Source organism: Bradyrhizobium sp. LTSP849 (genome assembly GCF_000938255.1).
GTDB lineage: Bacteria > Pseudomonadota > Alphaproteobacteria > Rhizobiales > Xanthobacteraceae > Bradyrhizobium.
The window spans coordinates 1-23,898 of record NZ_JYMR01000004.1 but is presented as its reverse complement, the minus strand read 5'-3'; the positions used below and the strand labels follow the sequence as shown (position 1 = coordinate 23,898).

The 23,898-nt window shown below is 63.9% G+C and carries 25 protein-coding genes and 1 other RNA gene; 14 read left to right on the top strand and 12 right to left on the bottom strand.

The window, feature by feature from the left end:
* Nucleotides 1–35: 35 nt before the first annotated feature.
* Both UB31_RS02440 and UB31_RS02435 read right to left on the bottom strand, forming a co-directional pair.
* A complete protein-coding gene (locus tag UB31_RS02440; protein WP_045009686.1) occupies nt 36–401 on the bottom strand; it encodes a VOC family protein in 366 nt (121 codons plus the stop codon).
* Between the two features lie 16 nt (nt 402–417).
* Complete coding sequence (locus tag UB31_RS02435; RefSeq protein ID WP_045009965.1) at nt 418–1,440, bottom strand: hypothetical protein; 1,023 nt, start codon at nt 1,438–1,440, stop codon at nt 418–420.
* 183 nt (nt 1,441–1,623) lie between these two features.
* Here UB31_RS02435 and UB31_RS02430 point away from each other — a divergent pair, with 183 nt between their 5' ends.
* Complete coding sequence (locus UB31_RS02430; protein WP_045009685.1) at nt 1,624–2,433, top strand: DUF1295 domain-containing protein; 810 nt, start codon at nt 1,624–1,626, stop codon at nt 2,431–2,433.
* On the top strand, nt 2,430–3,458 hold the full coding sequence (locus tag UB31_RS02425) for an SAM-dependent methyltransferase (protein ID WP_045009684.1): 1,029 nt from the start codon (nt 2,430–2,432) through the stop codon (nt 3,456–3,458). The genes UB31_RS02430 and UB31_RS02425 overlap by 4 nt, the downstream gene beginning before the upstream one ends.
* Nucleotides 3,459–3,514: 56 nt before the next feature.
* On the opposite strand, the gene UB31_RS40160 is transcribed toward UB31_RS02425, so the two are convergent.
* The gene (locus UB31_RS40160) at nt 3,515–3,691 is read right to left on the bottom strand and encodes a DUF2934 domain-containing protein (RefSeq protein WP_082078380.1); all 177 of its coding nucleotides are present in this window, start codon (nt 3,689–3,691) and stop codon (nt 3,515–3,517) included.
* A gap of 128 nt (nt 3,692–3,819) precedes the next feature.
* On the opposite strand from UB31_RS40160, the gene UB31_RS02420 reads away from it, so the two are divergent.
* The 6 genes from UB31_RS02420 to UB31_RS02395 all read left to right on the top strand — a co-directional run bounded on the left by UB31_RS02420 (nt 3,820) and on the right by UB31_RS02395 (nt 10,943).
* The gene (locus tag UB31_RS02420; protein WP_045009683.1) at nt 3,820–4,164 is read left to right on the top strand and encodes a response regulator; all 345 of its coding nucleotides are present in this window, start codon (nt 3,820–3,822) and stop codon (nt 4,162–4,164) included.
* Nucleotides 4,165–4,448: 284 nt separating this feature from the next.
* Complete coding sequence (locus UB31_RS02415; RefSeq protein ID WP_156175140.1) at nt 4,449–5,642, top strand: efflux RND transporter periplasmic adaptor subunit; 1,194 nt, start codon at nt 4,449–4,451, stop codon at nt 5,640–5,642.
* 6 nt (nt 5,643–5,648) lie between these two features.
* Nucleotides 5,649–8,804 (top strand): multidrug efflux RND transporter permease subunit, encoded by a 3,156-nt coding sequence (locus UB31_RS02410; RefSeq protein ID WP_045009681.1) that lies wholly within the window; start codon nt 5,649–5,651, stop codon nt 8,802–8,804.
* Between the two features lie 116 nt (nt 8,805–8,920).
* On the top strand, nt 8,921–9,172 hold the full coding sequence (locus UB31_RS02405) for a hypothetical protein (protein WP_045002575.1): 252 nt from the start codon (nt 8,921–8,923) through the stop codon (nt 9,170–9,172).
* 392 nt (nt 9,173–9,564) lie between these two features.
* Entirely contained in the window at nt 9,565–10,635 is a 1,071-nt protein-coding gene (locus UB31_RS02400) for a Y4kA family protein (protein ID WP_156162899.1), read from the top strand.
* A 14-nt stretch (nt 10,636–10,649) separates the two neighbouring features.
* A complete protein-coding gene (locus UB31_RS02395) occupies nt 10,650–10,943 on the top strand; it encodes a site-specific integrase (protein ID WP_045002577.1) in 294 nt (97 codons plus the stop codon).
* Nucleotides 10,944–10,958: 15 nt separating this feature from the next.
* On the opposite strand, the gene UB31_RS02390 is transcribed toward UB31_RS02395, so the two are convergent.
* The 9 genes from UB31_RS02390 to UB31_RS42790 form a co-directional block, all read right to left on the bottom strand.
* Nucleotides 10,959–11,744, bottom strand: a complete 786-nt coding sequence (locus UB31_RS02390) for an inositol monophosphatase family protein (RefSeq protein WP_045009680.1) — start codon at nt 11,742–11,744, stop codon at nt 10,959–10,961.
* Nucleotides 11,745–11,828: 84 nt separating this feature from the next.
* A complete protein-coding gene (locus tag UB31_RS02385; RefSeq protein ID WP_045009679.1) occupies nt 11,829–12,917 on the bottom strand; it encodes a tetratricopeptide repeat protein in 1,089 nt (362 codons plus the stop codon).
* Between the two features lie 8 nt (nt 12,918–12,925).
* On the bottom strand, nt 12,926–13,594 hold the full coding sequence (locus UB31_RS02380; RefSeq protein WP_045002580.1) for a thiamine phosphate synthase: 669 nt from the start codon (nt 13,592–13,594) through the stop codon (nt 12,926–12,928).
* Between the two features lie 3 nt (nt 13,595–13,597).
* Nucleotides 13,598–14,623: a class I fructose-bisphosphate aldolase gene (locus tag UB31_RS02375; RefSeq protein WP_045009678.1), complete on the bottom strand. Its 1,026-nt coding sequence runs from the start codon at nt 14,621–14,623 to the stop codon at nt 13,598–13,600.
* A 236-nt stretch (nt 14,624–14,859) separates the two neighbouring features.
* Nucleotides 14,860–15,927, bottom strand: a complete 1,068-nt coding sequence (gene fba / locus UB31_RS02370) for a class II fructose-bisphosphate aldolase (RefSeq protein WP_045009677.1) — start codon at nt 15,925–15,927, stop codon at nt 14,860–14,862.
* Between the two features lie 38 nt (nt 15,928–15,965).
* Complete coding sequence (locus UB31_RS02365) at nt 15,966–17,162, bottom strand: phosphoglycerate kinase (RefSeq protein ID WP_045009676.1); 1,197 nt, start codon at nt 17,160–17,162, stop codon at nt 15,966–15,968.
* A 149-nt stretch (nt 17,163–17,311) separates the two neighbouring features.
* On the bottom strand, nt 17,312–18,319 hold the full coding sequence (gap, locus tag UB31_RS02360) for a type I glyceraldehyde-3-phosphate dehydrogenase (RefSeq protein ID WP_045009675.1): 1,008 nt from the start codon (nt 18,317–18,319) through the stop codon (nt 17,312–17,314).
* Nucleotides 18,320–18,468: 149 nt separating this feature from the next.
* A complete protein-coding gene (gene tkt, locus UB31_RS02355; RefSeq protein ID WP_045009674.1) occupies nt 18,469–20,454 on the bottom strand; it encodes a transketolase in 1,986 nt (661 codons plus the stop codon).
* A 185-nt stretch (nt 20,455–20,639) separates the two neighbouring features.
* Complete coding sequence (locus tag UB31_RS42790) at nt 20,640–20,774, bottom strand: hypothetical protein (protein WP_283806068.1); 135 nt, start codon at nt 20,772–20,774, stop codon at nt 20,640–20,642.
* Between UB31_RS42790 and UB31_RS02350 the strand changes: the two genes are divergently transcribed.
* From UB31_RS02350 to UB31_RS02330, 6 genes are all read left to right on the top strand, one after another.
* Complete coding sequence (locus UB31_RS02350; protein WP_045002587.1) at nt 20,743–21,063, top strand: DUF4164 domain-containing protein; 321 nt, start codon at nt 20,743–20,745, stop codon at nt 21,061–21,063. The two genes, UB31_RS42790 and UB31_RS02350, sit on opposite strands and share 32 nt — an antisense overlap.
* Nucleotides 21,060–21,443, top strand: coding sequence for a cell division protein ZapA (locus UB31_RS02345; RefSeq protein ID WP_045009673.1), 384 nt, complete (start codon nt 21,060–21,062; stop codon nt 21,441–21,443). Before UB31_RS02350 ends, UB31_RS02345 begins: the two co-directional genes overlap by 4 nt.
* Nucleotides 21,444–21,491: 48 nt before the next feature.
* Nucleotides 21,492–21,651, top strand: a non-coding RNA gene (ssrS, locus tag UB31_RS40040) — 6S RNA.
* A gap of 184 nt (nt 21,652–21,835) precedes the next feature.
* Nucleotides 21,836–22,432: a 5-formyltetrahydrofolate cyclo-ligase gene (locus tag UB31_RS02340; RefSeq protein WP_045009964.1), complete on the top strand. Its 597-nt coding sequence runs from the start codon at nt 21,836–21,838 to the stop codon at nt 22,430–22,432.
* Nucleotides 22,410–23,234 carry a TIGR00282 family metallophosphoesterase gene (locus UB31_RS02335; protein WP_045009672.1) on the top strand — a complete coding sequence of 275 codons (825 nt, stop codon included), beginning with the start codon at nt 22,410–22,412 and terminating at the stop codon, nt 23,232–23,234. The genes UB31_RS02340 and UB31_RS02335 overlap by 23 nt, the downstream gene beginning before the upstream one ends.
* Nucleotides 23,235–23,338: 104 nt before the next feature.
* The coding region (locus tag UB31_RS02330) for an IS5/IS1182 family transposase (RefSeq protein WP_045009489.1) at nt 23,339–23,898 on the top strand (560 nt) is incomplete at its 3' end.

Genomic DNA, 23,898 nt, shown 5'->3' with positions numbered 1-23,898 from the left:
CAAGTGCCTTTGCGTTGTTGTTGTCTGCCCTGGCGTTATGGGAGGTGGCAGACGGCTTCGATGTTGTGTCCGTCCGGATCGAGCACGAATGCTCCGTAGTAGTTTGCATGGTAATGCGGACGCAATCCGGGCGGGCCGTTGTCCTTGCCGCCTGCGGCGATCGCTTCATCGTAGAAGCGCTTCACGGTCGCCCGGTCGGACGCCGCGAAGGCGATATGTGCGCCGGTTTGGGTCGGCTCACGCAGGCCGATCCAGAAGAAGGCCTTTGGACGGATGCCATAGCCGGCGAAGCGCTCGCCTTCGGCGTACAGGCGCGCGATCCCCAGGGGCCGCAAGGCCTGATCGTAGAATGCCTTCGATCTCTCGATATCGGTGATGCCGATGGTGACGTGGTCCAGCATGGCCGCTCTCGATCAGCTAACTCTTTTCCGGCTGGCGTGCGATGCGTTCCAGCAGGCGGCGGATCTCGCGGTTCTGCTCGCCCTGGCCGTCGGCCCATTCGCGGATCATCTGCTGCTCGGTGCGCATGTGCGAGACCAGTGCCTGGATCGCCTCGGCGAGGCTGGCCATCGACGCCGTGGTGCTGCGGCTGGCGGTGCCTTCCTCGAGCACGAGGCGCAGCCGCTCGACCGCGGCCTGGAGCTCGCCGCTCGCAACGCCGCCGCCGCCGCTTGATGCAACGCCCACCTCGCCGCTGCCATATTCGCGCACGGTGGTGGCAAGCCAGTCCTCGAGGTCGGTGTAGAAGCGGTTCTGCGCCTGGCTCGATTGCAAATCGAGGAAGCCGAGGATCAGCGAGCCGGCGAGGCCGAACAGCGAGCTCGAAAACGAGATGCCCATGCCGCCCAGCGGGGCGGCCAGCCCCTCCTTCAGCGTATCGAACAGCGCGCCGGAATCGCCCCCGACCTTGAGCCCGTCGATCACCTTGCCGACCGAACCGACCGTCTCGATCAGGCCCCAGAAGGTGCCGAGCAGGCCGAGGAAGACCAGCAGGCCGGTCATGTAGCGGGAGATGTCGCGGGCCTCGTCCAGGCGGGTTGCGATCGAATCGAGCAGATGCCGCATGGTGGTCTGGGTGATGGTCATCCGCCCGGTGCGCTCGCCGCCCAGGATCATCGCCATCGGTGCCAGCAGTTTCGGGTGCCGGGCCGGCGCCAGGCCGGGATCGGCGATGCGGAAATTGTTGACCCAGGAGACCTCGGGATAGAGCCGGATGACCTGGCGGAACGCCAGGATGATGCCGATGAACATCACGCCGCCGATCAGGGCGTTGAGCCCGGGATTGGCGAAGAAGGCCTGGACGATCTGCTTGTAGAGCACCACACCGACCAGCGCGCACAGCACCAGGAAGACCAGCATCCGCACCAGGAAAACGCTGGGCGAGGATAGTTTTGTGTACTCGGTATCGATGGTGGAGCGGGGCGAGGCGCCTGACGGCATGTCCGGTATCATCCGTTACGAAAGCTTGCTTGCGTCGGCACTATGGCACAGCGCCAGCCCAAAAAAAGCGCCGGATGTGCCGATTTCAGGGCCCGATCGGGAACCCAATCCTGAAACCGCGCTTTGATATCCACGTATTTTGCAAAACTTCGGCATTCCACAGACTTAGCTCGGATTTTTTGCATGGCGATGTTTCTTGGGGGGCTGGCGGCAATCGCGCTCTCGCTCGCGATCCTGATGGCGCTCGCCTGGGGTGTGCGAGAGCACACAGGCAATTCCGGCTGGGTCGATACCATCTGGACCTTTGCGGTGGGGCTGACCGGCGCAGGCGCGGCCCTCTGGCCGCTGGCGGGCGAGGGCCCCAATGCGCGGCAATGGCTGGTCGCTGGCCTCATCGCGCTGTGGTCGATCCGGCTGGGTACGCATATCGCAATCCGTACCAAGGGGATCACCGACGACCCCCGCTATGCCGCCTTTGCCGCCGAGTGGGGCCTCAATGCGCCGCGGCGGATGTTCATTTTCCTGCAAAACCAGGCCTTGGGCTCGGTGCCCCTGGTGTTTGCGATCTTCGTCGCCGCGCACGTCCCTGAGCAGGCTTTGCGCGTTCAGGACGTCCTCGGTGCGGCGATCCTGCTGATCGGAATCGCGGGCGAGGCGCTGGCGGATGCGCAGTTGCGCCGCTTCCGGCATGACCCCGCCAACGAGGGCCGGGTGTGCGACGTTGGGCTGTGGCGCTGGTCGCGCCATCCGAACTACTTTTTCGAATGGCTGGGCTGGCTCGCCTATCCCGTGATCGGCCTCGCGAGCGGATATCCGTGGGGCTGGGCCAGCCTGCTCGCACCAATCTTCATGTACTGGATCCTGGTTCACGTCACCGGCATCCCGCCTCTGGAAGCGCAGATGCTGCGCTCGCGCGGCGAGCGCTACCGCGCCTATCAATCGCGAACCAGCATGTTCTTTCCCCTGCCACCCAGAGAGGGAATGGCCGCATGAGCGTCGTCTCCACGATCATCGGGACTGCCGAACGCGTGCCGCTGCCGGATATCGTGATCCGCGCCGCGATCCAGCGGCTGTGCTCGCGCACCGCGACCCGTCTCGCCGCGCACGACGCGGCCGACGATGCCGCCTTTGCGGGGCGGATGATGCTGCGGCCAATCGCCGAACATGCGGATGCCGCCAACACCCAGCACTACGAAGTGCCGCAAAACTTCTTCGCGCAGGTGCTCGGCCCCAACCGCAAATATTCGTCCTGCTTTTACAAGACCGATGCGAGCACCCTGCAGGAGGCGGAAGAGGAGGCGCTGCGCCAGACCGCCGAGCATGCCGCTCTCGCCGACGGCCAGACCATCCTCGAGCTCGGCTGCGGCTGGGGCTCGCTGTCGCTGTGGATGGCGCGGCAATTCCCGCATGCGAAGATCACGGCCGTGTCGAACTCGCAGTCGCAGCGCGCCTATATCGAGGAGGAGGCGCGGCTGCGCGGCCTGCTCAATTTGCGCGTCGTCACCGCCGACATGAACGTGTTCGCGCCCGAGGGCCAGTTCGACCGCATCGTCTCGGTCGAGATGTTCGAGCACATGATGAACTGGCGCAAGCTGATGTCGCGCGTGCGCGCATGGCTCGCGCCGGAGGGGCGCGTCTTCATGCACATCTTCACCCATCGCGCCGGCTCCTACGCGTTCGACCGCGCCAACCGCGAGGACTGGATCGCGCAGCACTTCTTCACCGGCGGCGTGATGCCGAGCCATCATCTGGTCCGGCAATACGACGACATCTTCGCGATCGAGAAGGAATGGCGCTGGAGCGGCACGCATTATCAGCGCACCGCCAATGACTGGCTCGCCAATTTCGACGCACATCGCGACACGATCGAGGCGAGCTTGCGCAATGTCTATGGCGAGGACACCGCATTGTGGATGCGCCGCTGGCGCTGGTTCTTCCTCGCGACCGCGGGCCTGTTCGGCTATGCCGACGGAACGGAGTGGGGGGTGAGCCACTACCGGATGAAGGCGGCAGGCTAGGGCGCACTGATTTCCGCGCCGAGGATCAGGCGTATGAGGTCCGTGGTGCTCCGGTGCTAGACCGGCAAATTATCGGTCATGCCGGGCGGCACCTCACCCTGTTCAGACCGCTCGGCGACCAGCTCCTTTTCGGCCTCATACCAGAGCTTGTCCATCTTGCCATTGGGTTCGCCCGCAGCCTTCCAAAGCTCATAGGCGCGCTTGCGGATCTCTTCCTCGCTTAAACCTGCCATGCGTGGCCTCCCTGATCTCTCGGGCTCCAAGCCGCGAATGCGCTGAGAGTTCCGTTGTCGGGCCACTTGCTCTCGGAACGGTCGGAAAGGGTGCGCGTTGATCCCACGGCGAAAGAGAAGGTCCGCCGATGAGTCGCACGGTACTGGTTGTAGACGATGACGCTGGCGTGCTCGAAGTGGTCGCGGGCATGCTGGAGGAGCTCGGCTGTGAGGCGATCAGCGCTACGAGCGGCTGCGAAGCTCTGGATCAGCTCAGGCGAAATGATCGGATATCGGTCCTGATCACAGATATCAACATGCCCGGCATGGACGGGCATGAGTTGGCCGAGCGCGCGACGCGTCTTCGCCCGGAGTTAAAAGTCCTCCAACTGTCTGGTCGCGAGCGTCGGCGTGACGGCTTTCCAATGATCAGAAAGCCATTCACCGCGGAGGATTTGGTGCACACCATGCAGCGAACGACAGGCGTTTGCTGAAAGCGCTCAATCCCTCGACGCAGTTGATCGCATTCATCGTGGCTCCCGTCCCGTTGCGATGTTCTGTCGCAGTACGCCGCGACGGAACCTGACACACAATCCGGTGAAGCTCCAAAAGCGGCCTGAACTCAGCGCGATAGGGCGTGTGACATTGAGCCGCCTGCGCGATGCGTTGCGTCGCAACAAGTCCATTCTATCTTGATCGCATCGGTCGCGCCGAATGGCTTAGAACGGGCTTGCCGCGACGTGTGATCAGTTTCAACAATTTCGGGGCACCCTATTTCATGTCAGGACTTCGTGCGCGATCGGTTTGCGTTGCTATGATGCTCGCGGCCTTTGCGCCGCTGCTCGGTGCTTGCGACGAATCCAGCTCCGCCGTCTCCGCCGCCCAGTCCACCGATCCGGATGTCAGCATCGTCATCGTCAAGCCGCAGGCCCGCGCCGTGGTGCGTGAGTTGCCGGGCCGGATATCGCCGACGCGCGTCGCCGAAGTCCGCCCTCGCGTGTCCGGCATCGTGGTCGAGCGGCTGTTCCGTCAGGGCAGCGAGGTGAAGGCGGGCGATGCGCTCTACCGCATCGATCCGCGTCCGTTCGAGGTCGAGGTGATGGCCAACGACGCTGCGGTCGCCAAGGCCGAGGCGGCGTTGATGCAGGCGCAGCAGCAGGCGCGCCGCATCGCGACGCTCACCAGCCAGCGTGCCGCGCCCGAAGCCGAGAACGAAAAGACGATCGCTGCCGAGCTGCAGGCCCGGGCGGAAGTCGAGGGCCGCAAGGCCGATCTCGCGCGGGCAAAACTCAATCTCGACTATGCCACCGTGCGCGCGCCGATCGACGGCGTGGTCGGCGCTGCCCTGGTCAGCGAGGGCGCACTCGCGGTCCAGAACGAGACCAATCTCGCCACGGTGCAGCAGCTCGATCCGATCTATGCCGACTTCACCCAGTCGGTGACCGAGCTCAACCAGCTCCGCCGCGCCCTCGAGAGCGGCGACCTCGATCGCATCGAGGCCGATGCCGTCAAGGTGCGCCTCGTGCTCGACGACAACACCGTCTATTCGCTCGACGGCAAGCTGCTGTTCTCCGAGGCCAAGGTCGATGCCCATACCGGCCAGGTGACGCTGCGTGGCGAGTTTCCCAATCCCAAACGTGAGCTGTTGCCGGGCATGTATGTCCGCGTCCGCCTCGATCAGGGTCTTGATTCCGACGCGATCGCGGTGCCGCAGCAGGCGGTGCAGCGTAATGGCGGCGGCGGCAGCGAAGTGTTCGTCGTCAAGGACGACAACCGCATCGCAGTGCAGCCGGTGCGCACCGGCTCGGTGCAGGACGGCATCTGGTTTGTCACCGAGGGCCTGAAGGCGGGCGACAAGGTCGTGGTCGAAGGTTTTCAGAAGTTTGCAGCCGGCGACAAGGTCAAGCCGCAATCCTGGTCGGAAGCCGATGCGACCGCCGACAATCGTCACGCTCAGAAGCTCACGCGGTAACGCATCATGGCCAGCTTCTTTATCGACAGGCCGATCTTCGCCTGGGTCGTTGCGCTGTTCATCTGTCTGATCGGCGCGATCTCGATCCCGCTGCTGCCGGTCGCGCAATATCCGATCATCGCGCCGCCCTCGATCTCGATCTCGACGAGTTATCCGGGCGCGTCGCCTGAGAACCTCTACAACAGCGTCACCCGGTTGATCGAGGAGGAGCTCAACGGCGCCTCCGGCATCCTCAATTTCGAATCGACCAGCGACTCGCTCGGCCAGGTCGAGATCACGGCTAACTTCGTGCCGGGCACCGACACCAGCGCGGCTTCGGTCGAGGTGCAGAACCGCATCAAGCGCGTCGAAGCGCGCCTGCCGCGCGCGGTGATCCAGCAGGGCATCTTGATCGAGGAAGCCTCCAGCGCGGTGCTCCAGATCATCACGCTGAACTCGACCGACGGCAGCCTCGATGAGGTTGGGCTGGGCGACTTCATGATCCGCAACGTGCTCGGCGAAATCCGCCGCATTCCCGGCGTCGGCCGTGCCACGCTCTATTCGACCGAGCGCAGTCTTCGTGTGTGGGTCGATCCGGCCAAGCTCGTCGGCTATGGGCTCACCGCCGACGACGTCAACAAGGCGATTGCTGCGCAGAACGCGCAGGTCGCCTCCGGCAGCATCGGCGCCGAGCCGTCGACGGGCAGCCAGCGCACCTCAGCACTCGTGCTGGTCAAGGGCCAGTTGTCCTCGCCGGATGAATTCGGCGCCATCATCCTGCGCGCCAATGCCGATGGTTCGACCGTGCGGCTGCGCGACGTCGCGCGCGTCGAGGTTGGCGGCCTCAGCTACCAGTTCAACACCCGCCTGAACGGCAAGCCGACCGCCGGTCTCTCCGTGCTGATGTCGCCGACCGGCAATGCGCTCGCAACCGCGAGCGCGGTCGAGGAGAAGATGAAGGAGCTGTCGCGCTTCTTCCCGGCCAATATCGGCTACGAGATCCCCTACAACATCACCCCCGTGGTCGAGGCCTCGATCAAGAAGGTGCTGACGACACTGTTAGAGGCCGTGGTGCTGGTGTTCGTGGTGATGTTCCTGTTCTTGCAGAACATCCGCTACACCATCATTCCGACCATCGTGGTGCCGGTGGCGCTGTTGGGCGCCTGTACCACGCTGCTGCTCGCCGGCTATTCCATCAACATGCTGTCGATGTTCGGCATGGTGCTGGCGGTCGGCATCCTCGTCGACGACGCCATCGTCGTGGTCGAGAACGTCGAGCGCATCATGGCCGAGGAGGGCCTGCCGCCGAAGGATGCGACGCGCAAGGCGATGTCGCAGATCACCGGCGCCATCATCGGCATCACCCTGGTGCTGATGGCGGTGTTCGTGCCGATGGCGTTCTTCCCGGGTTCGGTCGGCATCATCTATCGCCAGTTCTCGGTGACCATGGTCGCCGCGATCGGTTTCTCCGCGTTCCTGGCGCTGTCGCTGACGCCGGCGCTGTGCGCGACTTTGCTCAAGCCCGTCACGGCGGGGCACGGCCATGCCAAGAAGGGCGTGTTCGGCTGGTTCAACCGCATGCTCGAAGGCGGCAAGGAAGGTTATTCCCGCACGGTCGGTTTCTCGCTGAAGCGCACCGGACGCTTGATGCTGGTTTATGTGGCGCTGCTCGCGGGCCTGTCCTGGGCGTTCGTCAATCTGCCCGGCGGCTTCCTGCCCGTCGACGACCAGGGCTTCGTCACCACAGACGTGCAGACGCCGTCGGATTCGTCCTATGGCCGCACCGAAGCCGTGATCGAGAAGGTCGAAAAATATCTGGCGCAGCGGCCGGGCGTCGACAACGTCACCTTCCTCACCGGCTTCAGCTTTTCCGGCCAGGGCATGAACACCGCACAGGCCTTCATCACGCTGAAGGACTGGTCGGAGCGCGGGCCGAAGGAGTCGGCGGCTGCTGTTGTCGCCGACATCAACCGCGATTTGTCGTCGTCGATCCGCGACGCCAAGATCTCCGCGCTCCAGCCGCCGCCGATCGACAATCTCGGCAACTCCTCGGGCTTCTCGTTCCGGCTTCAGGACCGTGGTCAGAAGGGCTATCCGGCGCTGATGCGCGCCGCCGACCAGCTGATCGCGGACGCCAATGCGAGCGCGGTGCTCCAGAAGGTCTATGTCGAGGGCCTGCCCGAAGCGGGCGTGGTCAATCTCGTGATCGACCGCGAGAAGGCCGGCGCGTTCGGCGTCACCTTCGAGGACATCAACAACACGATCTCGACCAATCTCGGCTCGAACTACATCAACGACTTCCCGAACCGTGGCCGCATGCAGCGCGTCGTGGTGCAGGCCGATAGCCGCGATCGCATGAAGACCGAGGACATCCTCAACTACAACGTCAAGAACAGCCATGGCCAGCTCGTGCCGTTCTCGTCGTTCGCCACGATCGAATGGGCGCGCGGCCCGACGCAGATCGCCGGCTTCAACTATTATCCGGCGGTACGCATCTCCGGCGAGGCCAAGCCCGGCTTCACCTCGGGCGACGCCATCGCCGAGATGGAGCGGCTTGCGGGGAAATTGCCGCGCGGCTTCGGCTATGAATGGACCGGCCAATCGCTCCAGGAAAAGCTGTCGGGCTCGCAGGCGCCGTTCCTGCTGGCGCTGTCGGTGTTCGTGGTGTTCCTGTGTCTGGCCGCGCTCTACGAGAGCTGGACCATTCCGCTCGCGGTGCTCTTGACCGTGCCGCTCGGCATCGTCGGCGCGGTGGTTGCGGCGATGCTGCGCGGCCTGCCCAACGACGTCTATTTCACTGTTGGCCTGATCACCATCATTGGACTTGCCGCCAAGGACGCGATCCTGATCATCGAATTCGCCAAGGACCTGCGGAAAGAAGGCAAGCCGCTGGTGGACGCCACCATCGAGGCCTGCCGCCTCCGTTTTCGCCCGATCCTGATGACCGGCCTCGCCTTCATCTGCGGCGTGCTGCCGATGGCGATCGCCCACGGCGCCGGCGGCGCCAGCCAGCAATCGCTCGGCACCGTCGTGATGGGCGGCATGATCGCGGTGGTGATTCTGGCGCTGCTGATGGTGCCGGTGTTCTTCGTGTCGGTGCAGCGCGTGCTGGCGGGGGATCGGGAGAAGGTGGCGAAGGCGGAGGGCGAGGCGTATGGGCCGCCGGCGCCGGTGAAGTCATAAAGGCTGGCGCACTCCGCGCGAGAATCCTTACGAAAGCTTCACGTTCCCTGACGGAACCCAACGCCGGCAAATGTGTTTGCACGCCGGGTTAGGGGTTCCACGGAGAAATCGCAGAAATGCTGAAGAAAATCCTTTCCGCTGCCGCTGTCGGCACCGGGGTGCTGATGATGTCGACCTTTACCGCATCGGCGGCGATCGTGTGTCAGGGCCACACCTGCTGGCATACGCATGAGGCCTACGACTTCCCCCACGAAGCGGGTGTCGTCGTTCATGAGGACAATTGGAAGTCGGGACCGCACGAAAAATTTGCTTTCAAGGAGCACGAGGGCCGAGGCTATTGGCGCGGTCACAAATGGGTGGCGTGGTAATCGCTGCACCAGATAAGACCGGAGGCCGCGATTTTGCGGCCTCCATTCCTTTGGTCTCACGCAACGACATTCAGTTCTGGCACGACGTGAGGAAAGCTTCTCCTGCTTCCTCAAAATCCTCAACTCGCCGTGCACGAATTCATTCCCGCATCCAACGTCGCCCGTGACCAGCGCGTCGCCCGGGGCTTTGATGCCGCTGACTGTCCCGCCGCGCCGGCGCGAGCGGCGTAAGATATTGCATGCTGGCCCAGCGCATAGCGCGCGAACTTCGCTGCCGCACAAAAGGCCCGGATGGTAATTCGATCCTCCTGGGTGGTTTGCGCAAAAGATTCAACTTTCGGTGGATTTGATTCCGTGCATAATCGCTCTGGGGAATATTTCAGGGGGCGGTCATGTTGGCGCGAGATTTCGCGAATTGCCGACGCGCAATTGCTGTTGTCCTTTGCGCTTTGATTATCAGCGGATGCGCGATTCATCCGTTGCCGGACGATACGGCTCACATATCGACATACAACATCGTCAGGCAAATCCGCTGCGAGACGCGTCAGGCGGTCATCGAATCTCTTCGCAATTTCCTGTTGGATCCAAAGGACCGGCAGGTCATTTCGGTGCCTGGTGGCCGAACATTTCAGAAGGTCGATGATAATTCCTATGGATACGCTGTGACGACATTTGATGAGTACGAGGTCGATAAAGCTTCGATCGCTAAATTTGATCCGAGAAAACTTACCGGCTTCGCGCGATACGTCGTCGATGTCCTGCTTGCCACCGGCGTTGCCTACAATTTCGACCTGACCGGGTACGAGCAGAACAATATCGATCCTGAAATCAATTTCATCCGTCCGCTGCCCGTCTCGACCCAGGTGCAGTTGGGGCTCAAAGGAAATTTCGATCGATACCGCCAGAATGAGCGGTCGTTCACGATTACCGACAATTTCTACGGTCTGATCAAGAACGTTCCCGAATCCTACTGCACCAACTCCATTGTCGAAGCCAACATCATCTATCCGATCTACGGCAAAGTTGGCGTCCACAAGATGGTCTATGATTTTATGTTGCTGGCCTTCTTCGGAAACCTCACCGGAGACGGAAGTAAAGATTTCATCAGCCTCAGCGCGAGCGCGCCACCTACGATGGTCGACCAGCTCGAATTCCAGACCACGATTGGAGGGTCGGCGACGCCCAAGGTGGTTTTCGCCCCGATCGGGCCGGCGTTCCAGGTCTCCGATGCGACCCTCGGTGTTTCAGCCATGCGAAGGGACACCCATAAGCTCACCATGGGCCTCTACCTCGATAAGGGTGGCGCCAAGGAGGTCAAGAATGTCCGTACTGCCTTGTTCGACGGCTTCTCGGGCTTTCTGATTACGGCGACCGGAGGACGAGCGGAGCTCGGCGCTGCGAGAGCGGTTGAGCAATTCCTGCAACAGAAGATATTCAGGCCGACAATAGTTATTCAACAGTGACGATGGAGGAATAGATGGCCAAGAAAGCAGTCAAGAAGGGCGCGAAGAAGAGCAAGACGGTCGCGCCGGCGACGGTTCATATCCATGCGAAGAGCTTGGAGAGCCTCAAGAAGGCAGCCCGCAAGGCGGGACTTGCAAAAGATTTCAAAAGTGCGATCGGAAAAACCAAGAAGGCGGTATTCGTTCAGGTCAACCGGAACAATTTCGACAAACTCAAGGAGCTCGCCGGGCACGAGAAGCTCGCGACGCCTCACTCGCTATCGAACTGCGATTGCGATCCGAATGATCCGTTTTGCTTCTGCATGTAGTGGAGGACAGGACCCCTACTTCCGCAGCACCTTCACCAATTCCCCGTGCACAAACTCATTCCCGCACACGACGTCACCCGTCACCACTGCGTCGCCCGGGGTGTCGATGTCGCTCACCGTGCCGCCCGCTTCGCGCACCATGATCAGGCCGGCGGCGATGTCCCAGGATTGCAGATTGCGCTCCCAGTAGCCGTCGAGGCGGCCGGCGGCGACGAAGGCGAGGTCGAGGGAGGCGGCGCCGAAGCGGCGCAGCCCTGCGACGCGGTCCTGGATCGCGGTCATCTCGCGGCGGAATTCCTCGTGGTCGCCGCGGCCGAGATGGGGCAGGCCGCAGGCCACCACGCATTCGTTGAGCTGGCGACGGCCGGCCACGCGCAGGCGCTGGTCGTTGAGAAAGGCACCCTTGCCGCGCTCGGCGATGTAGAGCTCGTCATTGGCGGGATTGTAGATCACGCCGGCGATGATCGTGCCTTCGCGCGACAGCCCGATCGAGATCGCAAATTGCGGGATGCCGTGCAGGAAGTTGGTGGTGCCGTCGAGGGGATCGACGATCCAGGTGTGGCTCTTGTCGCCGCCCTCGCGCATGCCGCCTTCCTCGCCGATGAAGCCGTAGCCGGGCCGCGCCTTGGCGAGATCCTGGTAGAGAATCTCTTCGGCACGCTTGTCGGCGAGCGAGACGAAATTCGCCGGCCCCTTCAGCGAGACTTGCAAATGCTCGATCTCGCCGAGATCGCGCTTGAGGCTGCGGCCGGCGCGGCGCGCGGCCTTGACCATGACGTTGATAGTGGCGGAATACAGCATGAGCTCTGGTCTTGATCGGGGGAAGGGGCGCGAAATCGCGCCATTTGAGGGGATTGGGTGCCCCGCGAGGGGCCAAACGTCAAGTCATTTGGTCCCGAGCCATTTCTTGGCGGCGGCCTCGGCCTTGGCCCTATCGTCGGCGGGCAGATCGGCGAGCTGCTTGTCGAGCTCCGGATCGCCCTTGCCGGCGGTTTTGGCCACCAGGTGCCATTTGAACCCCTCGACCTTATCCGTGGTCGCGCCCATGCCGTTGATCAGGACCCAGGCCAGCCGGTTCTGCGCAATCGCGCTGCCCTGGCGTGACGCCTTGCGGAGCAGCGCCACGGCCGCCGGCTGGTTCTTTGGCGTGCCGGTGCCGTTGAACAGCGCGATGGCATATTCGACCTCGGCATCGACATTGTCCGCCAGTGACGCCGCCTGGAGCAGCCGTACCGCCTTGTCGGCGTCCTTCGGCACGCCGGAGCCTTCCTTGTAGAAGGTCGCGAGCGCGTATTGCGCTTCGGGAAGCCCGGCATCGGCGGCCTGGCGTAGCAGCTCGGCGGAACGCTTAACGTCCTGCGGCAGGGTCTGGCCGTCGAGATAGAGCAAAGCGAGATTATAGGCGGCCTTGGGCTCGCCGAGTTTTGCGGAGGAGGCCATCAGCTTGACCGCCTCGCCCTTGTCGACGGGGCCGCCGCGGCCGGCGATGCGCATCATGGCGAGCGCGAACATCGCCTCGCGGTCGCCGGCATCTGAAGCGCGCTTGTACCATTCGACCGCCTTGGCGTAGTCGCGCCTTATGCCCATGGCGTTGGAATAGAGCTCCCCCAGCATGGTCATGGCCTTGGCATCGCCGGTCTTGGCGCGCGCAGTGGCGAGGTCGAACGCGGTCTTGTACTGGCCACGCTGATAGGCGCCGAACACCAGATCGACGTTGGAATTGTCGGTCGCCGGCGCGGGGATCACGGTCGCGGCCGGGCTCGGCGAGGCGGACGGCTTTGGCGCCGGCGCGGCTTCCTTTTTCCTGGTGATCGTGTGCGGCGCGGTCTTTGGTTTTTCCTTTGCCGCTTCCTTGGGTTTCTGCTTTTCGGTCGGCGGGCTCGGAATCGCAGCCGGCGGCATGATCTGGAGCTGCGCCGCCGCAGGCGCCGTCAAGAGCAGCGCGGCCAGACAGGTGATGCGCGAAAGCTTCATCTCGGGCGCTAGCTCTGGCCCACGGCGAGAGCCGCATGAGCCTTCTTGATCGCGGCGTCGGCCTCGACCAGCGCGGCCTTGGGCCCGCGTGGATCGGCCCAGATGAACTCGCCGACCAGCACGAAATCGGCGCCGCTGGCGGCGAAGTCGTGGGCCTCATCGAGCGAGGTGGCAAAGCCGACGCAGGGCGGCTCGAACAGCTCCGCCCACCAGTCCAGCCGCTCGGCGATGGCTTGCGACGACGGCCGCTGGCCCTTCGCATCGGGCTCGCCGAACAGCACGTAATCGGCGCCGATCTCGCCAGCGTTCATGGATTCGTGCCGCGTCTCAAGCCCGCCGACGCCGGCGATGCGATCGGGCTTGAGCGACGGCATCGCCTCTTCCAGCGCCGCGATGTTTGCCAGATGTGCGCCGTCGGCGCCGCCGCGCGCGACGAGCTCAGGATGGCCATCGATGAGGAGGGCTGCGCCCGCATTCTGCACCACCGGCGCCAAGGCCTTGATGCGCGAGATCATGGTGCGCTGGTCGGTCTCCGTCAGCTGCACCAGCACGGCCGCGACATCGGCGGAGGCGAGCAGGCCTGGCAACTCGGCCACCAGCGAGGCGGGATCATCGACCCGCGGCGTCGCGAGATAGAGGCGCGGCGCCGGGCGCGGTGGAGGCGATTTGTTCGACAAGATCTAGGCTGCTTTCTTTTCCAGGCTGCTTTGCCATTCGCCTTTGGAAGCGAGGCCATTCATACGCGCGCGATGACTGAAAGCGTTTTGTCCAGCCGTAACGTTCTCGGCCTTGCCGGACCAGGCCTTTTGCGGCGCGGCTTGCAGCGCGCGGCCGTAGGAGAAGGTCAGGCCCCAGGGCAGCGGGCCGAGCTTGTGCATGGCGTTGAGATGCGCAGTTGCTTCCTCATCCGACTGCCCGCCGGAGAGGAAGGCGATGCCTGGCACTGCCGCCGGCACGCACGCCTTCAGCAGCCGCAACGTCTTCTCGGCGACCTCCTCGACGGAGGCCTGCTTTGCGCACTTCTTTCCGGAGATCGCCATGTTCGGCTTCAGCACCATGCCTTCGAGCGCGACGCGCTGCACGCGCAATTCCTGAAACGTCTTGTTGAGCACGCGTTGCGTCACCTCATAGCAGCGGTCGATATCGTGATCGCCGTCCATCAGCACCTCCGGCTCGACGATCGGCACGATTTGCGCGGCCTGGCACAGCGCAGCATAGCGCGCCAGCGCGTGGGCGTTGACGCCGATCGCGGTCATCGAAGGGATACCGCTGCCGATGTCGATCACGGCACGCCATTTGGCGAAGCGCGCGCCGCGCTCGTAGTATTTCGTCAGGCGCTCGGCGAGCTTGTCGAGCCCGACGGTGACGAGCTCGCCCGGGCACATCGGCAAGGCTTGCGTGCCTTCGTCGACCTTGATGCCGGGGATGGCGCCGCTGCTCTCGATCAGCTTGACCAGCGGCGTGCCGTCCTTCGCGTCCTGCCAGATCGTCTCGTCATAGAGGATCACGCCGGAAATGTACTGGTTCATGGCGTCCTTCGACCGGAACAGCATCTCGCGATAGTCGCGGCGGCTACTTTCGGTCGATTCCACGCCGATCGCGTCAAACCGCTTCTTGATGGTGCCGGAGGATTCGTCGGCGGCAAGGAGGCCCTTGCCGGGTGCGACCATGGCGGTCGCGATCCTGTTGAGCTCAGTCAGATTCATCGAGAGGTCCTCCCAAAACGATTCTGCCTTGCCTGCGAAAATAGACCGTTCTCGGGCAATTGCCGAGTTAACGTTCGTCGCAAGGTAAAGCCGTACTCTGGCATTCCGGGATGCGCCAAAAGGCGCAGGCCCGGAATCCATAACCCCAGGCTGTGGTTATGGATTCTCAGATGCGCAATTGCGCATCATAGCCCACGCTTCGCGTGCCCGGAATGACGGGAGAGGGTGCGCGATCGCTAAGCGACCTTGGGGTCGAGCTCGCCCTTGGCGTAGCGCTTGGCCATGTCGGCGGGCGTCAGGACCTTCTTGAACTTGGAGGCCTGGCCTGCGGTATTGAACTCCTGGAGCCGCTGCTTGCACAGCTTGACCATGGCTTCCATGGCGGGCTTCAGGTACTTGCGCGGATCGAACTCTTCCGGATTGTCCTTCAGCACCTTCCGGATCTGGCCGGTCATCGCCATGCGGTTGTCGGTGTCGATGTTGATCTTGCGCACGCCGTTCTTGATGCCGCGCTGGATCTCGGCGACCGGCACGCCCCAGGTCGGTTTCATCTTGCCGCCATAGGCGTTGATGATGTCCTGGAGGTCCTGCGGCACCGACGACGAGCCGTGCATGACAAGGTGCGTGTTCGGCAGCTTGCGGTGAATCTCTTCGATCACCTTCATGGCGAGGATGTCGCCGTCCGGCTTGCGGGTGAACTTGTAGGCGCCATGCGAGGTGCCCATCGCGATCGCGAGCGCGTCGACCTGGGTCTCCTGGACGAACTTCACGGCCTCGTCCGGATTGGTCAGGAGCTGGTCGTGACTCAGCTTGCCCTCGGCGCCGTGGCCGTCTTCCTTGTCGCCCATGCCGGTCTCGAGCGAGCCGAGCACGCCGAGCTCGCCCTCGACCGAGATGCCGCCGAGATGGGCCATGTCGGTCACGGTCTTGGTGACGCCGACATTGTAGCCCCAGTCGCCGGGGGTTTTGCCGTCGGCCTTCAGCGAGCCGTCCATCATCACCGAGGTGAAGCCGGCCTGGATCGCGGTCATGCAGGTCGCCGGCTCGTTGCCGTGGTCGAGATGCACGCAGACCGGGATGTGCGGATAGATCTCGGTGACCGCGTCCATCATGTGCTTGAGCATGATGTCGTTGGCGTAGGAGCGTGCTCCGCGCGAGGCCTGGATGATGACGGGCGCATCGACCTGGTTGGCCGCGTCCATGATCGCCAGCGCCTGCTCCATGTTGTTGATGTTGAAGGCCGGTACGCCGTAATCGTGTTCCGCCGCATGATCGAGCAATTGACGCAACGTGATCCGAGCCATCTGTATCTTTCTCCCGTTTGGGCCAGTTCGGCCGCTATCTACTTGGTGCGCAAGACCTCGACACCGGGCAGGGGCTTGCCTTCCATCCATTCAAGAAATGCGCCACCTGCGGTCGAGACATAGGTGAATTGACCGGCCACATGGGCCTGGTTGAGGGCCGCGACCGTGTCGCCGCCGCCCGCGATGGAGATCAGCTTCTTGGCCTTGGTGCGCTCGGCGGCATGCTTGGCGGCCGCCATCGTGCCGCGGTCGAATGGCTGCATCTCGAAGGCGCCGAGTGGTCCGTTCCAGACCAGCGTGGCGGCATCGTCGATCGCGGCATGGATGCGGACGATCGATTGCGGGCCGACGTCGAGGATCATGCCGTCGGCCGGGATCGCATCGAGGCCGTAAGCATGCGACGGCGCATTGGCCGCGAAATGATAGGCGACGGTGGCGTCCACCGGCAGGATGATGGCGCAGTTGGCGGCCTCGGCCTTCTCCATGATGCGGAGCGCAGTCGGGGCGAGATCCTTCTCGGCCAGCGACTTGCCGACACCAACGCCCTGGGCGTGCAGGAAGGTGTTGGCCATGCCGCCGCCGATCACCAGCGCGTCGACCTTGGTGACGAGGTTTTCCAGCAGGTCGATCTTGGTCGAGACCTTGGCGCCGCCGATGATCGCGATGACCGGCTTGGTCGGCGACCCCAGCGCCTTCTCCAGCGCCACCAACTCGGCCTGCATGGTGCGGCCGGCATAGGCCGGCAGCTTGTGGCCGAGGCCTTCGGTCGAGGCGTGAGCGCGGTGCGCCGCGGAGAACGCGTCATTGACCCAGATGTCACCGAGCTTTGCGAGCTCCGCGACAAAGGCCGGATCGTTCTTTTCTTCCTCTTTGTGGAAGCGGGTGTTTTCCAGGCACAGGATGTCGCCGTCCTTCAGCGCCGCCACAGCAGTCGCCGCAGGCGCGCCAATGCAATCGTCGGCGAAGGCGACCGGCTTGTTCACGACCTTGGACAGCGCTTCCGCAACGGGCTTGAGCGAGTCCTTGGCATCGCGGCCCTTCGGTCGGCCGAAATGCGCCAGCAGGATGACCTTGCCGCCCTTGCCCGAGATTTCGGTGATGGTCGGCGCCACGCGCTCGAGCCGGGTCGCGTCGCTGACGCGCCCGTTGTCCATGGGCACGTTGAGATCGACGCGCAGCAGCACGCGCTTGCCCTTCACGTCGACGTCGTCGAGGGTGCGGAATGATTTCGTCATTGGAAGGCCCTTGTCCCGGGCGCACTGCGGCGCGTAGCGCCGCTGTGCAGAACCGGGACCCACCTTGCGGCGAGTCCCGCGGTTGAATGGGTCCCGGCTCTGCGACGCAGCGTTTCACGCTGCATTGCGTCCGGGACACGAGAGCGTTGTTAGATCACCTTCGACAGCGCGACGGCGGTGTCGGCCATGCGGTTCGAGAAGCCCCACTCGTTGTCATACCAGGCCATCACGCGCACCAGCGTGCCGTTCTGCACCTTGGTCTGGTCCATGTGGAACGTGGCCGAGTGCGGATCGTGATTGAAGTCGATCGAGACGTTGGGCGCGGTGGTGAAGCCGAGGATGCCCTTGAGCTGCTGCTCGGAGGCGCGCTTCATCGCCTCGTTGATTTCCTTCGGGTCGGTGGCGCGCTTGGCGACGATCTTGAGATCAATCACCGAGACGTTCGGGGTCGGCACGCGGATGGAGACGCCGTCGAGCTTGCCCTTCAGTTCCGGCAGCACCAGGCCGATCGCCTTGGCAGCGCCCGTGGAGGTCGGGATCATCGACATCGCCGCCGCGCGGCCGCGATAGAGATCCTTGTGCATGGTGTCGAGCGTCGGCTGGTCGCCGGTATAGGCGTGGATCGTGGTCATGAAGCCGGTCTCGATGCCGACGGTATCGTTCAGGACCTTGGCAACCGGCGCGAGGCAGTTGGTGGTGCAGGAGCCGTTGGAGACGACGAGATGCTCCTTGGTCAGCACGTGGTGGTTGACGCCGTAGACGATGGTGGCGTCGGCGCCGTCGGCGGGCGCCGAGACCAGCACGCGCTTGGCGCCGGCGGTCAGATGCGCGGAGGCCTTGTCCTTCGAGGTGAAGATGCCGGTGCACTCCATCGCGATGTCGATGCCGAGATCCTTCCAGGGCAGCTTCGAGGGATCACGCTCGGCGGTCACCTTGATCTTGTTGCTGCCAAGGCTGATCGAGTCACCATCGACGGTCACGGTGCCGGGGAAACGGCCGTGAACGGAATCGAAGCGGAGCAGATGGGCGTTGGTCTCGACCGGGCCGAGGTCGTTGATGCCGACCACCTCGATGTCCTTGCGGCCGGACTCTGCGATCGCCCGCAGGACGTTGCGACCGATGCGGCCAAAACCGTTGATTCCAACGCGGACTACCATCTTTCGTCTCCTTCAATGACCGTTGTCATCCCGCCGGACGCGCGGCTAACGCGTCAGCGAGGGTTTTTTAGGGCGGACGCCCGGTTCGGCCGGGCGGAGCTTGATCATATGAGGAATTACGTAGTCCTTTTTTTTGGCAAGCTCAACTCTCAGGAAACGCGCTTCAGGACAGCGTTAACCGCGGCCTCGGCGGTAATGCCGAAGTGCTTGTAAAGGTCCTTGGCCGGCGCGCTTGCGCCGAAGGAATGCATGCCGATAAATTCGCCATCCTGGCCGATCACGGCATCCCAGCCCCAGCGCACGGCGGCCTCGATCGCGACCTTCACCGGCGCGTTGCCGATGATGGCGGCGCGCTTGGCTTCTGGTTGCGCTAACAACAGCTCGAGCGAGGGCACCGAGACCACCCGCGACGCGATGCCGCGCTCGGCGAGCTGCTTCTGGGCGGCGACCGCGATCTCGACCTCGGAGCCCGAGGCGAACAGCGATACCTTGGCCTCGCCCTGGGCCGCGACCAGCTCGTAGGCGCCTTGCTGGCAAGGGCTTTCGTTCGGCGCATTGGTGCGCAGTTGCGGCAGGTTCTGCCGTGTCAGGACGAGCACTGTCGGCCCGTCGATGCGATTGAGAGCGAGCTCCCAGCACTCGGCAACCTCGATGGAATCGCAGGGGCGGAACACGCGCATGTTGGGAATGGCGCGCAGCGCTGCGAGATGCTCGACCGGCTGATGGGTCGGGCCGTCTTCGCCGAGACCGATGGAATCGTGGGTCATCACATAGACGACGCCGGTGCCCATCAGCGCGGCGAGGCGCATCGCCGGCCGTGCATAGTCCGTGAACACCAGGAAGGTCGCGCCGTTCGGCGCGAAGCCGCCGTGCAGGAAGATGCCGTTCATGGCGGCACACATGCCGTGCTCGCGGATGCCGTAATGGATGAAGCGGCCCTTCGGCGTCTTGGCCGAGAAGCCGGTCGCCGACTTCGCCTTGTTGTTGTTGGAGCCGGTGAGGTCGGCCGAGCCGGCCAGGAATTCCATCGGCATGGCGCCGGCAATGACTTCGATCACGGCTTCCGAGGATTTGCGGGTCGCCGCAACCATCGGCTTTTCCAGCAGCTCCTTCTTGTAGGCGCGCACCGCCTTTGCGAGCGCGGCCGGACGCTCATGGCGCAGGCGGCGCTCGAACTCGGCGCGCTTGCGGCTGCCGAGCTCACCGAGCCGTCCCTCCCATTCCTGCCGTGCGGCTACGCCGCGGCTGCCTGCCGCGCGCCAGGCCTTGAGCACGTCGTCCGGCACCGAGAACGGCTCGAGCGAGATGCCGAGATTTTCCTTGGCCGCCTTGAGCTCGTCGGCGCCGAGCGCCTCGCCGTGCGCCTTCGCGGTGCCGGCCTTGTGCGGCGCGCCGTAGCCGATGGTGGTGCGGCAGGCGATCAGCGTCGGCTTGCTGGATTTCTTGGCGCGGGTGATGGCGGCTGCGATCGCGGCCTGGTCCTGTCCGTCGATCTTCTCGGCGGCCCAGCCGCAAGCCTTGAATCGCTTCACCTGGTCGACGGAATCGGAGATCGAGGTCGGGCCGTCGATCGAGATGCCGTTGTCGTCGTACAGCACGATCATCTTGTTGAGCTTCCAGTGCCCGGCCGTCGCGATCGCTTCCTGCGACACGCCCTCCATCAGGTCGCCGTCGGAGGCGATCACATAGGTGTGGTGGTCGACGATCTTCTTGCCGAACTCGGCGGCGAGCATCTTCTCGGCGAGCGCCATGCCGACCGCGGTGGAAATGCCCTGGCCGAGCGGGCCGGTGGTGGTCTCGATGCCCTTGGTGTGGAAGTTCTCGGGGTGGCCGGGCGTCAGCGAGCCGAGCTGGCGGAACTGCTTGAGCTGGTCCAGCGTCATGTCCGCATTGCCGGTGAGATACAGCAGCGCGTAGAGCAGCATCGAGCCGTGACCGGCGGAGAGCACGAAGCGGTCGCGGTCGGGCCAGTCGATTGCGGCGGCGTCGAATTTCAGGAATTGCGTGAACAGCACCGTGGCCATGTCGGCGGCGCCCATCGGCAGGCCGGGATGGCCGGACTTCGCCTTCTCGACGGCATCCATTGCGAGGCCGCGGATCGCGTTGGCCATACGGGTGTGGTCGACCTGCGTCATGTCTGAAATCCGTCTGAAATGAGGCGCTTGGCGACGGTGTACGCCCGCGCGGGAAGGAGCCTTTCGGCCACTGAAGGTCGGGGCTGAAATAGCACCTCGGTTCCGGGAGTCCAAGGCAATCAAACGCCGGTTTGGCCGTAAAAGTTGCTTAGCAGTGCATAGTTTCGCGGCGGCGTTGCGCTTCGCTAGCTTGCCACGTAAATTTCTGCTTCTAACCGCTTGCCGAACCGAGTCTTTTGCCGGCCGGTAAGCCCCGTTTCAAAGGCCACAAGGTCCGCCGCTGACTGCATGAACGATCGCGTTTCCAACAGTTCCGCCATGACGGAGTCCTCGGCCGTCGAGATCGAGATTGCGACCCGCAGGCTCATGGCAGCGCTCGACTCGCTCGAGAGCGCGGTCGAGCGGCGGCGCGATGCCGATCGCGACGAGAACGAGCTCGCGACGCGAATCCAGGCGCTGGGCGCAGACCGCTCGCGGCTTGCCGACGAGCTCGATGGCGCGCTGGTGAAGGCGCGCAAGCTCGAGCGCACCAACCGCGAGATCTCCGATCGGCTGGATTCCGCGATCGTCACGATACGCTCGGTACTTGATACCGGAGAGGATGGATGAGCCACATCAACGTCACCATCAACGGCCGGCAATACCGCATGGCCTGCGAGGAGGGCCAGGAGGTGCGGCTGCTGAAGCTCGCCGAAAGCCTGGAGACGCGGATCCAGTCGCTGCGCGGAAAATTCGGCGAGATCGGCGATGCGCGGCTCACCGTGATGGCGGCGCTGACCGTCTGCGACGAGCTGCTGGACGCCGGCAACCGCATCCGCACCATGGAGCAGGAGATGAGCGAGCTGCGGGATTTCCGCAATGCCGCCGTCGAGCGCGCCCGGATGACCCAGACCGCGGTGGTGAATGCGCTGAACTCTGCCGCCGAGCGCATCGAGAAGTCGACCCAGGTCCTGAACCGGACCGTCGGCAACGGGATCGCCATCGGCTGACCGTTCACCGGGCTGGTGATTCGTCAGTATCGTTGTTACATTGCCCAAGCGAGGCTGCGACGCGCGTCCGGAGCCATATATCCCCGGGGCCTTATCGATCCTTTAGGGAACTGTCCCTGGCCGGGCCCGTGGGCCCGGACATATGGTGCCCACCTACTTTCGTAGGGAACTCCGGGATCGCCGCTTCAACGGCGTTTGCGGCTTCGCACTTTGTTTTCTTCCGGTTCGTGCCTGTCGAAATTGCGTCCCCGGCATGCTTACGGTTCAATTTCGGTGTCATGCCCCGCGCAGGCGGGGCATCCAGTACGCCGCGGCGTTCGAGTGTGAACACCATCGCCTCTGGAATACTGGATCACCCGCCTTCGCGGGTGATGACGACGGAGACCCAGCGCATGTCCAACTCCAAAGCCGAACTCCGCGCCAAAGCCCTCGCTAAACGCGACGCGCTGAGCGAGAAGAAGCGCACCGCCTCCGCCACCAAGCTCGCCAAGCGCGGGCTGCCGTTCAAGCTGCTGCCGGGCAGCATCGTCTCCGGCTATTCGCCGATCCGCAGCGAGATCGACCCAGTGCCGCTAATGAGGATGCTCGCCGAGGAGGGCGCGCGGCTTGCGCTGCCTTGCGTCACCGCGCGCGGCCAGGCGCTGGTCTTCCGCATCTGGCATCCGAACGACCGGCTGATGCTCGGCCCGCTCGGCATTCCCGAACCGTCGCCGGCAGCGGCCGAGATCATGCCCGACATCATGCTGACGCCGCTCGCGGCCTTCGACCGGCTCGGCCATCGCATCGGCTACGGTGCGGGACATTACGATTTCACCTTTGCACACCTGCGCAAGACCAAGCAGATCGTCGGGATCGGGCTTGCTTTTGCAGCGCAAGAGATCGAAGCCGTTCCGGCACTATCCCACGACGTCGCGCTGGATTATGTGCTAACGGAATCGGACGTGTTTGATTTCCGGAGCTCTGAAGTTGCGCATTCTCTTCGTGGGTGATGTCGTCGGCCGTGCGGGACGCAATGCCATCGCCGAATATCTGCCCGGCATGGTCAAGGACTGGTCGCTCGATTTCGTCGTCGTCAACGGCGAGAATTCCGCCGGCGGCTTTGGCATCACGGAAGCGATCTACCAGGAGTTTCTCGACGCCGGCGCCGACGCGGTGACGCTCGGCAACCATTCCTGGGACCAGCGCGAGGCGCTGGTGTTCATCGAGCGCGCCGAGCGCCTGGTGCGGCCCGCAAACTATCCGCGCGGCACGCCCGGCCGTGGAGCTGCGCTGGTCGAGACCAAGAACGGCAAGCATGCGCTCGTCGTCAACGCGCTTGGCCGCGTCTTCATGACGCCGTTCGACGATCCCTTTGCCGCACTCGAGCGCGAGCTCGGCGCCTGTCCGCTCGGCATTGCGGCGGACGCCATCGTCGTCGACTTCCATTGCGAGGCGACCAGCGAGAAGCAGGGCATCGGCTTCTTCTGCGACGGCCGCGCCAGCCTCGTCGTCGGCACCCACACCCATGTGCCGACCGCCGATCACCAGATCCTCACCGGCGGCACCGCCTACATGACCGACGCCGGAATGACCGGCGACTACGACTCCATCATCGGCATGCAGAAGGAAGAGCCGCTGCGCAGGTTCACGTCGGGGATTCCATCGGGGAGGTTCGAGCCGGCAGCCGGTATCGCGACGCTCAGCGGTGTTGCGGTGGAGACGGATGATGCGACGGGCCTCGCGCTGCGGATTGCGCCGGTGCGCGCAGGTGGCCGGCTGGAGCCGGCGACGCCGAAGTTCTGGTTGAGCTGAAATCTCGGGCGGCATCGTCGGTGCACCCTCTCCCCTTGCGAGGGCTTTGCATAATCGGCTGCACGTGATTCTTTGAATCATGGCTGATTCTAGCGAGGGGAGCCATGGTTGAGCGCAATGTCGGTCAGATGAGCTTGGCGGATGGCCTGGTTCGGGCACCGCGAAGCAGCATCCTGGATGAGGTGGAGGCTGTTGTGGATTGGGCGCCGCTGCGCTCGCTGCTTGGCAAGCGGGGCGGCGATGGTGCCGGCAACAGCAGCTATCCGGCGGAAGTCTTGCTTCGCTGCTTGCTCGCCGGGATCTGGCACAATCTGTCTGATCCCGCGCTGGAAGCGGCCATTGCAGACCGGTTGTCGTTCCGCCGCTTTGTTGGTCTGAGCCTGCACGATCAGACCCCGGATCACACGACATTGTGGCGGTTTCGGCAGGAACTCGCCAAGGACGGTCTGATCGAGAAGATCTTCACTGAGATCAATCGGCAGTTGGAGGCCAAGAAGCTGATCCTCAAGCAGGGAACGCTGGTCGACGCCTCGTTAATCGCGGCACGAGCCACTCCGCCCCGCAAGGCACGCAAGGATGGCGAGGATACGCCACCCAAACCATCTGCGGATCGCGATGCTCGCTGGGGCCGGAAAGGCAAAAAGAGCGTGTTCGGCTATAAAAT

Coding starts and splice junctions, on each gene's coding strand:
- fba (WP_045009677.1), bottom strand. CDS start 15,927: ATGGCTCGGATCACGTTGCGTCAATTGCTCGATCATGCGGCGGAACAC.
- gap (WP_045009675.1), bottom strand. CDS start 18,319: ATGGTAGTCCGCGTTGGAATCAACGGTTTTGGCCGCATCGGTCGCAAC.
- tkt (WP_045009674.1), bottom strand. CDS start 20,454: ATGACGCAGGTCGACCACACCCGTATGGCCAACGCGATCCGCGGCCTC.
- UB31_RS02425 (WP_045009684.1), top strand. CDS start 2,430: ATGAGCGTCGTCTCCACGATCATCGGGACTGCCGAACGCGTGCCGCTG.
- UB31_RS02395 (WP_045002577.1), top strand. CDS start 10,650: ATGGCCAAGAAAGCAGTCAAGAAGGGCGCGAAGAAGAGCAAGACGGTC.
- UB31_RS02340 (WP_045009964.1), top strand. CDS start 21,836: ATGTCCAACTCCAAAGCCGAACTCCGCGCCAAAGCCCTCGCTAAACGC.
- UB31_RS02385 (WP_045009679.1), bottom strand. CDS start 12,917: ATGAAGCTTTCGCGCATCACCTGTCTGGCCGCGCTGCTCTTGACGGCG.
- UB31_RS02350 (WP_045002587.1), top strand. CDS start 20,743: ATGAACGATCGCGTTTCCAACAGTTCCGCCATGACGGAGTCCTCGGCC.
- UB31_RS40160 (WP_082078380.1), bottom strand. CDS start 3,691: ATGGCAGGTTTAAGCGAGGAAGAGATCCGCAAGCGCGCCTATGAGCTT.
- UB31_RS02405 (WP_045002575.1), top strand. CDS start 8,921: ATGCTGAAGAAAATCCTTTCCGCTGCCGCTGTCGGCACCGGGGTGCTG.
- UB31_RS02430 (WP_045009685.1), top strand. CDS start 1,624: ATGGCGATGTTTCTTGGGGGGCTGGCGGCAATCGCGCTCTCGCTCGCG.
- UB31_RS02365 (WP_045009676.1), bottom strand. CDS start 17,162: ATGACGAAATCATTCCGCACCCTCGACGACGTCGACGTGAAGGGCAAG.
- UB31_RS02415 (WP_156175140.1), top strand. CDS start 4,449: ATGTCAGGACTTCGTGCGCGATCGGTTTGCGTTGCTATGATGCTCGCG.
- UB31_RS02400 (WP_156162899.1), top strand. CDS start 9,565: ATGTTGGCGCGAGATTTCGCGAATTGCCGACGCGCAATTGCTGTTGTC.
- UB31_RS02420 (WP_045009683.1), top strand. CDS start 3,820: ATGAGTCGCACGGTACTGGTTGTAGACGATGACGCTGGCGTGCTCGAA.
- UB31_RS02345 (WP_045009673.1), top strand. CDS start 21,060: ATGAGCCACATCAACGTCACCATCAACGGCCGGCAATACCGCATGGCC.
- UB31_RS02390 (WP_045009680.1), bottom strand. CDS start 11,744: ATGCTGTATTCCGCCACTATCAACGTCATGGTCAAGGCCGCGCGCCGC.
- UB31_RS02435 (WP_045009965.1), bottom strand. CDS start 1,440: ATGCCGTCAGGCGCCTCGCCCCGCTCCACCATCGATACCGAGTACACA.
- UB31_RS02410 (WP_045009681.1), top strand. CDS start 5,649: ATGGCCAGCTTCTTTATCGACAGGCCGATCTTCGCCTGGGTCGTTGCG.
- UB31_RS02375 (WP_045009678.1), bottom strand. CDS start 14,623: ATGAATCTGACTGAGCTCAACAGGATCGCGACCGCCATGGTCGCACCC.
- UB31_RS02440 (WP_045009686.1), bottom strand. CDS start 401: ATGCTGGACCACGTCACCATCGGCATCACCGATATCGAGAGATCGAAG.
- UB31_RS42790 (WP_283806068.1), bottom strand. CDS start 20,774: ATGGCGGAACTGTTGGAAACGCGATCGTTCATGCAGTCAGCGGCGGAC.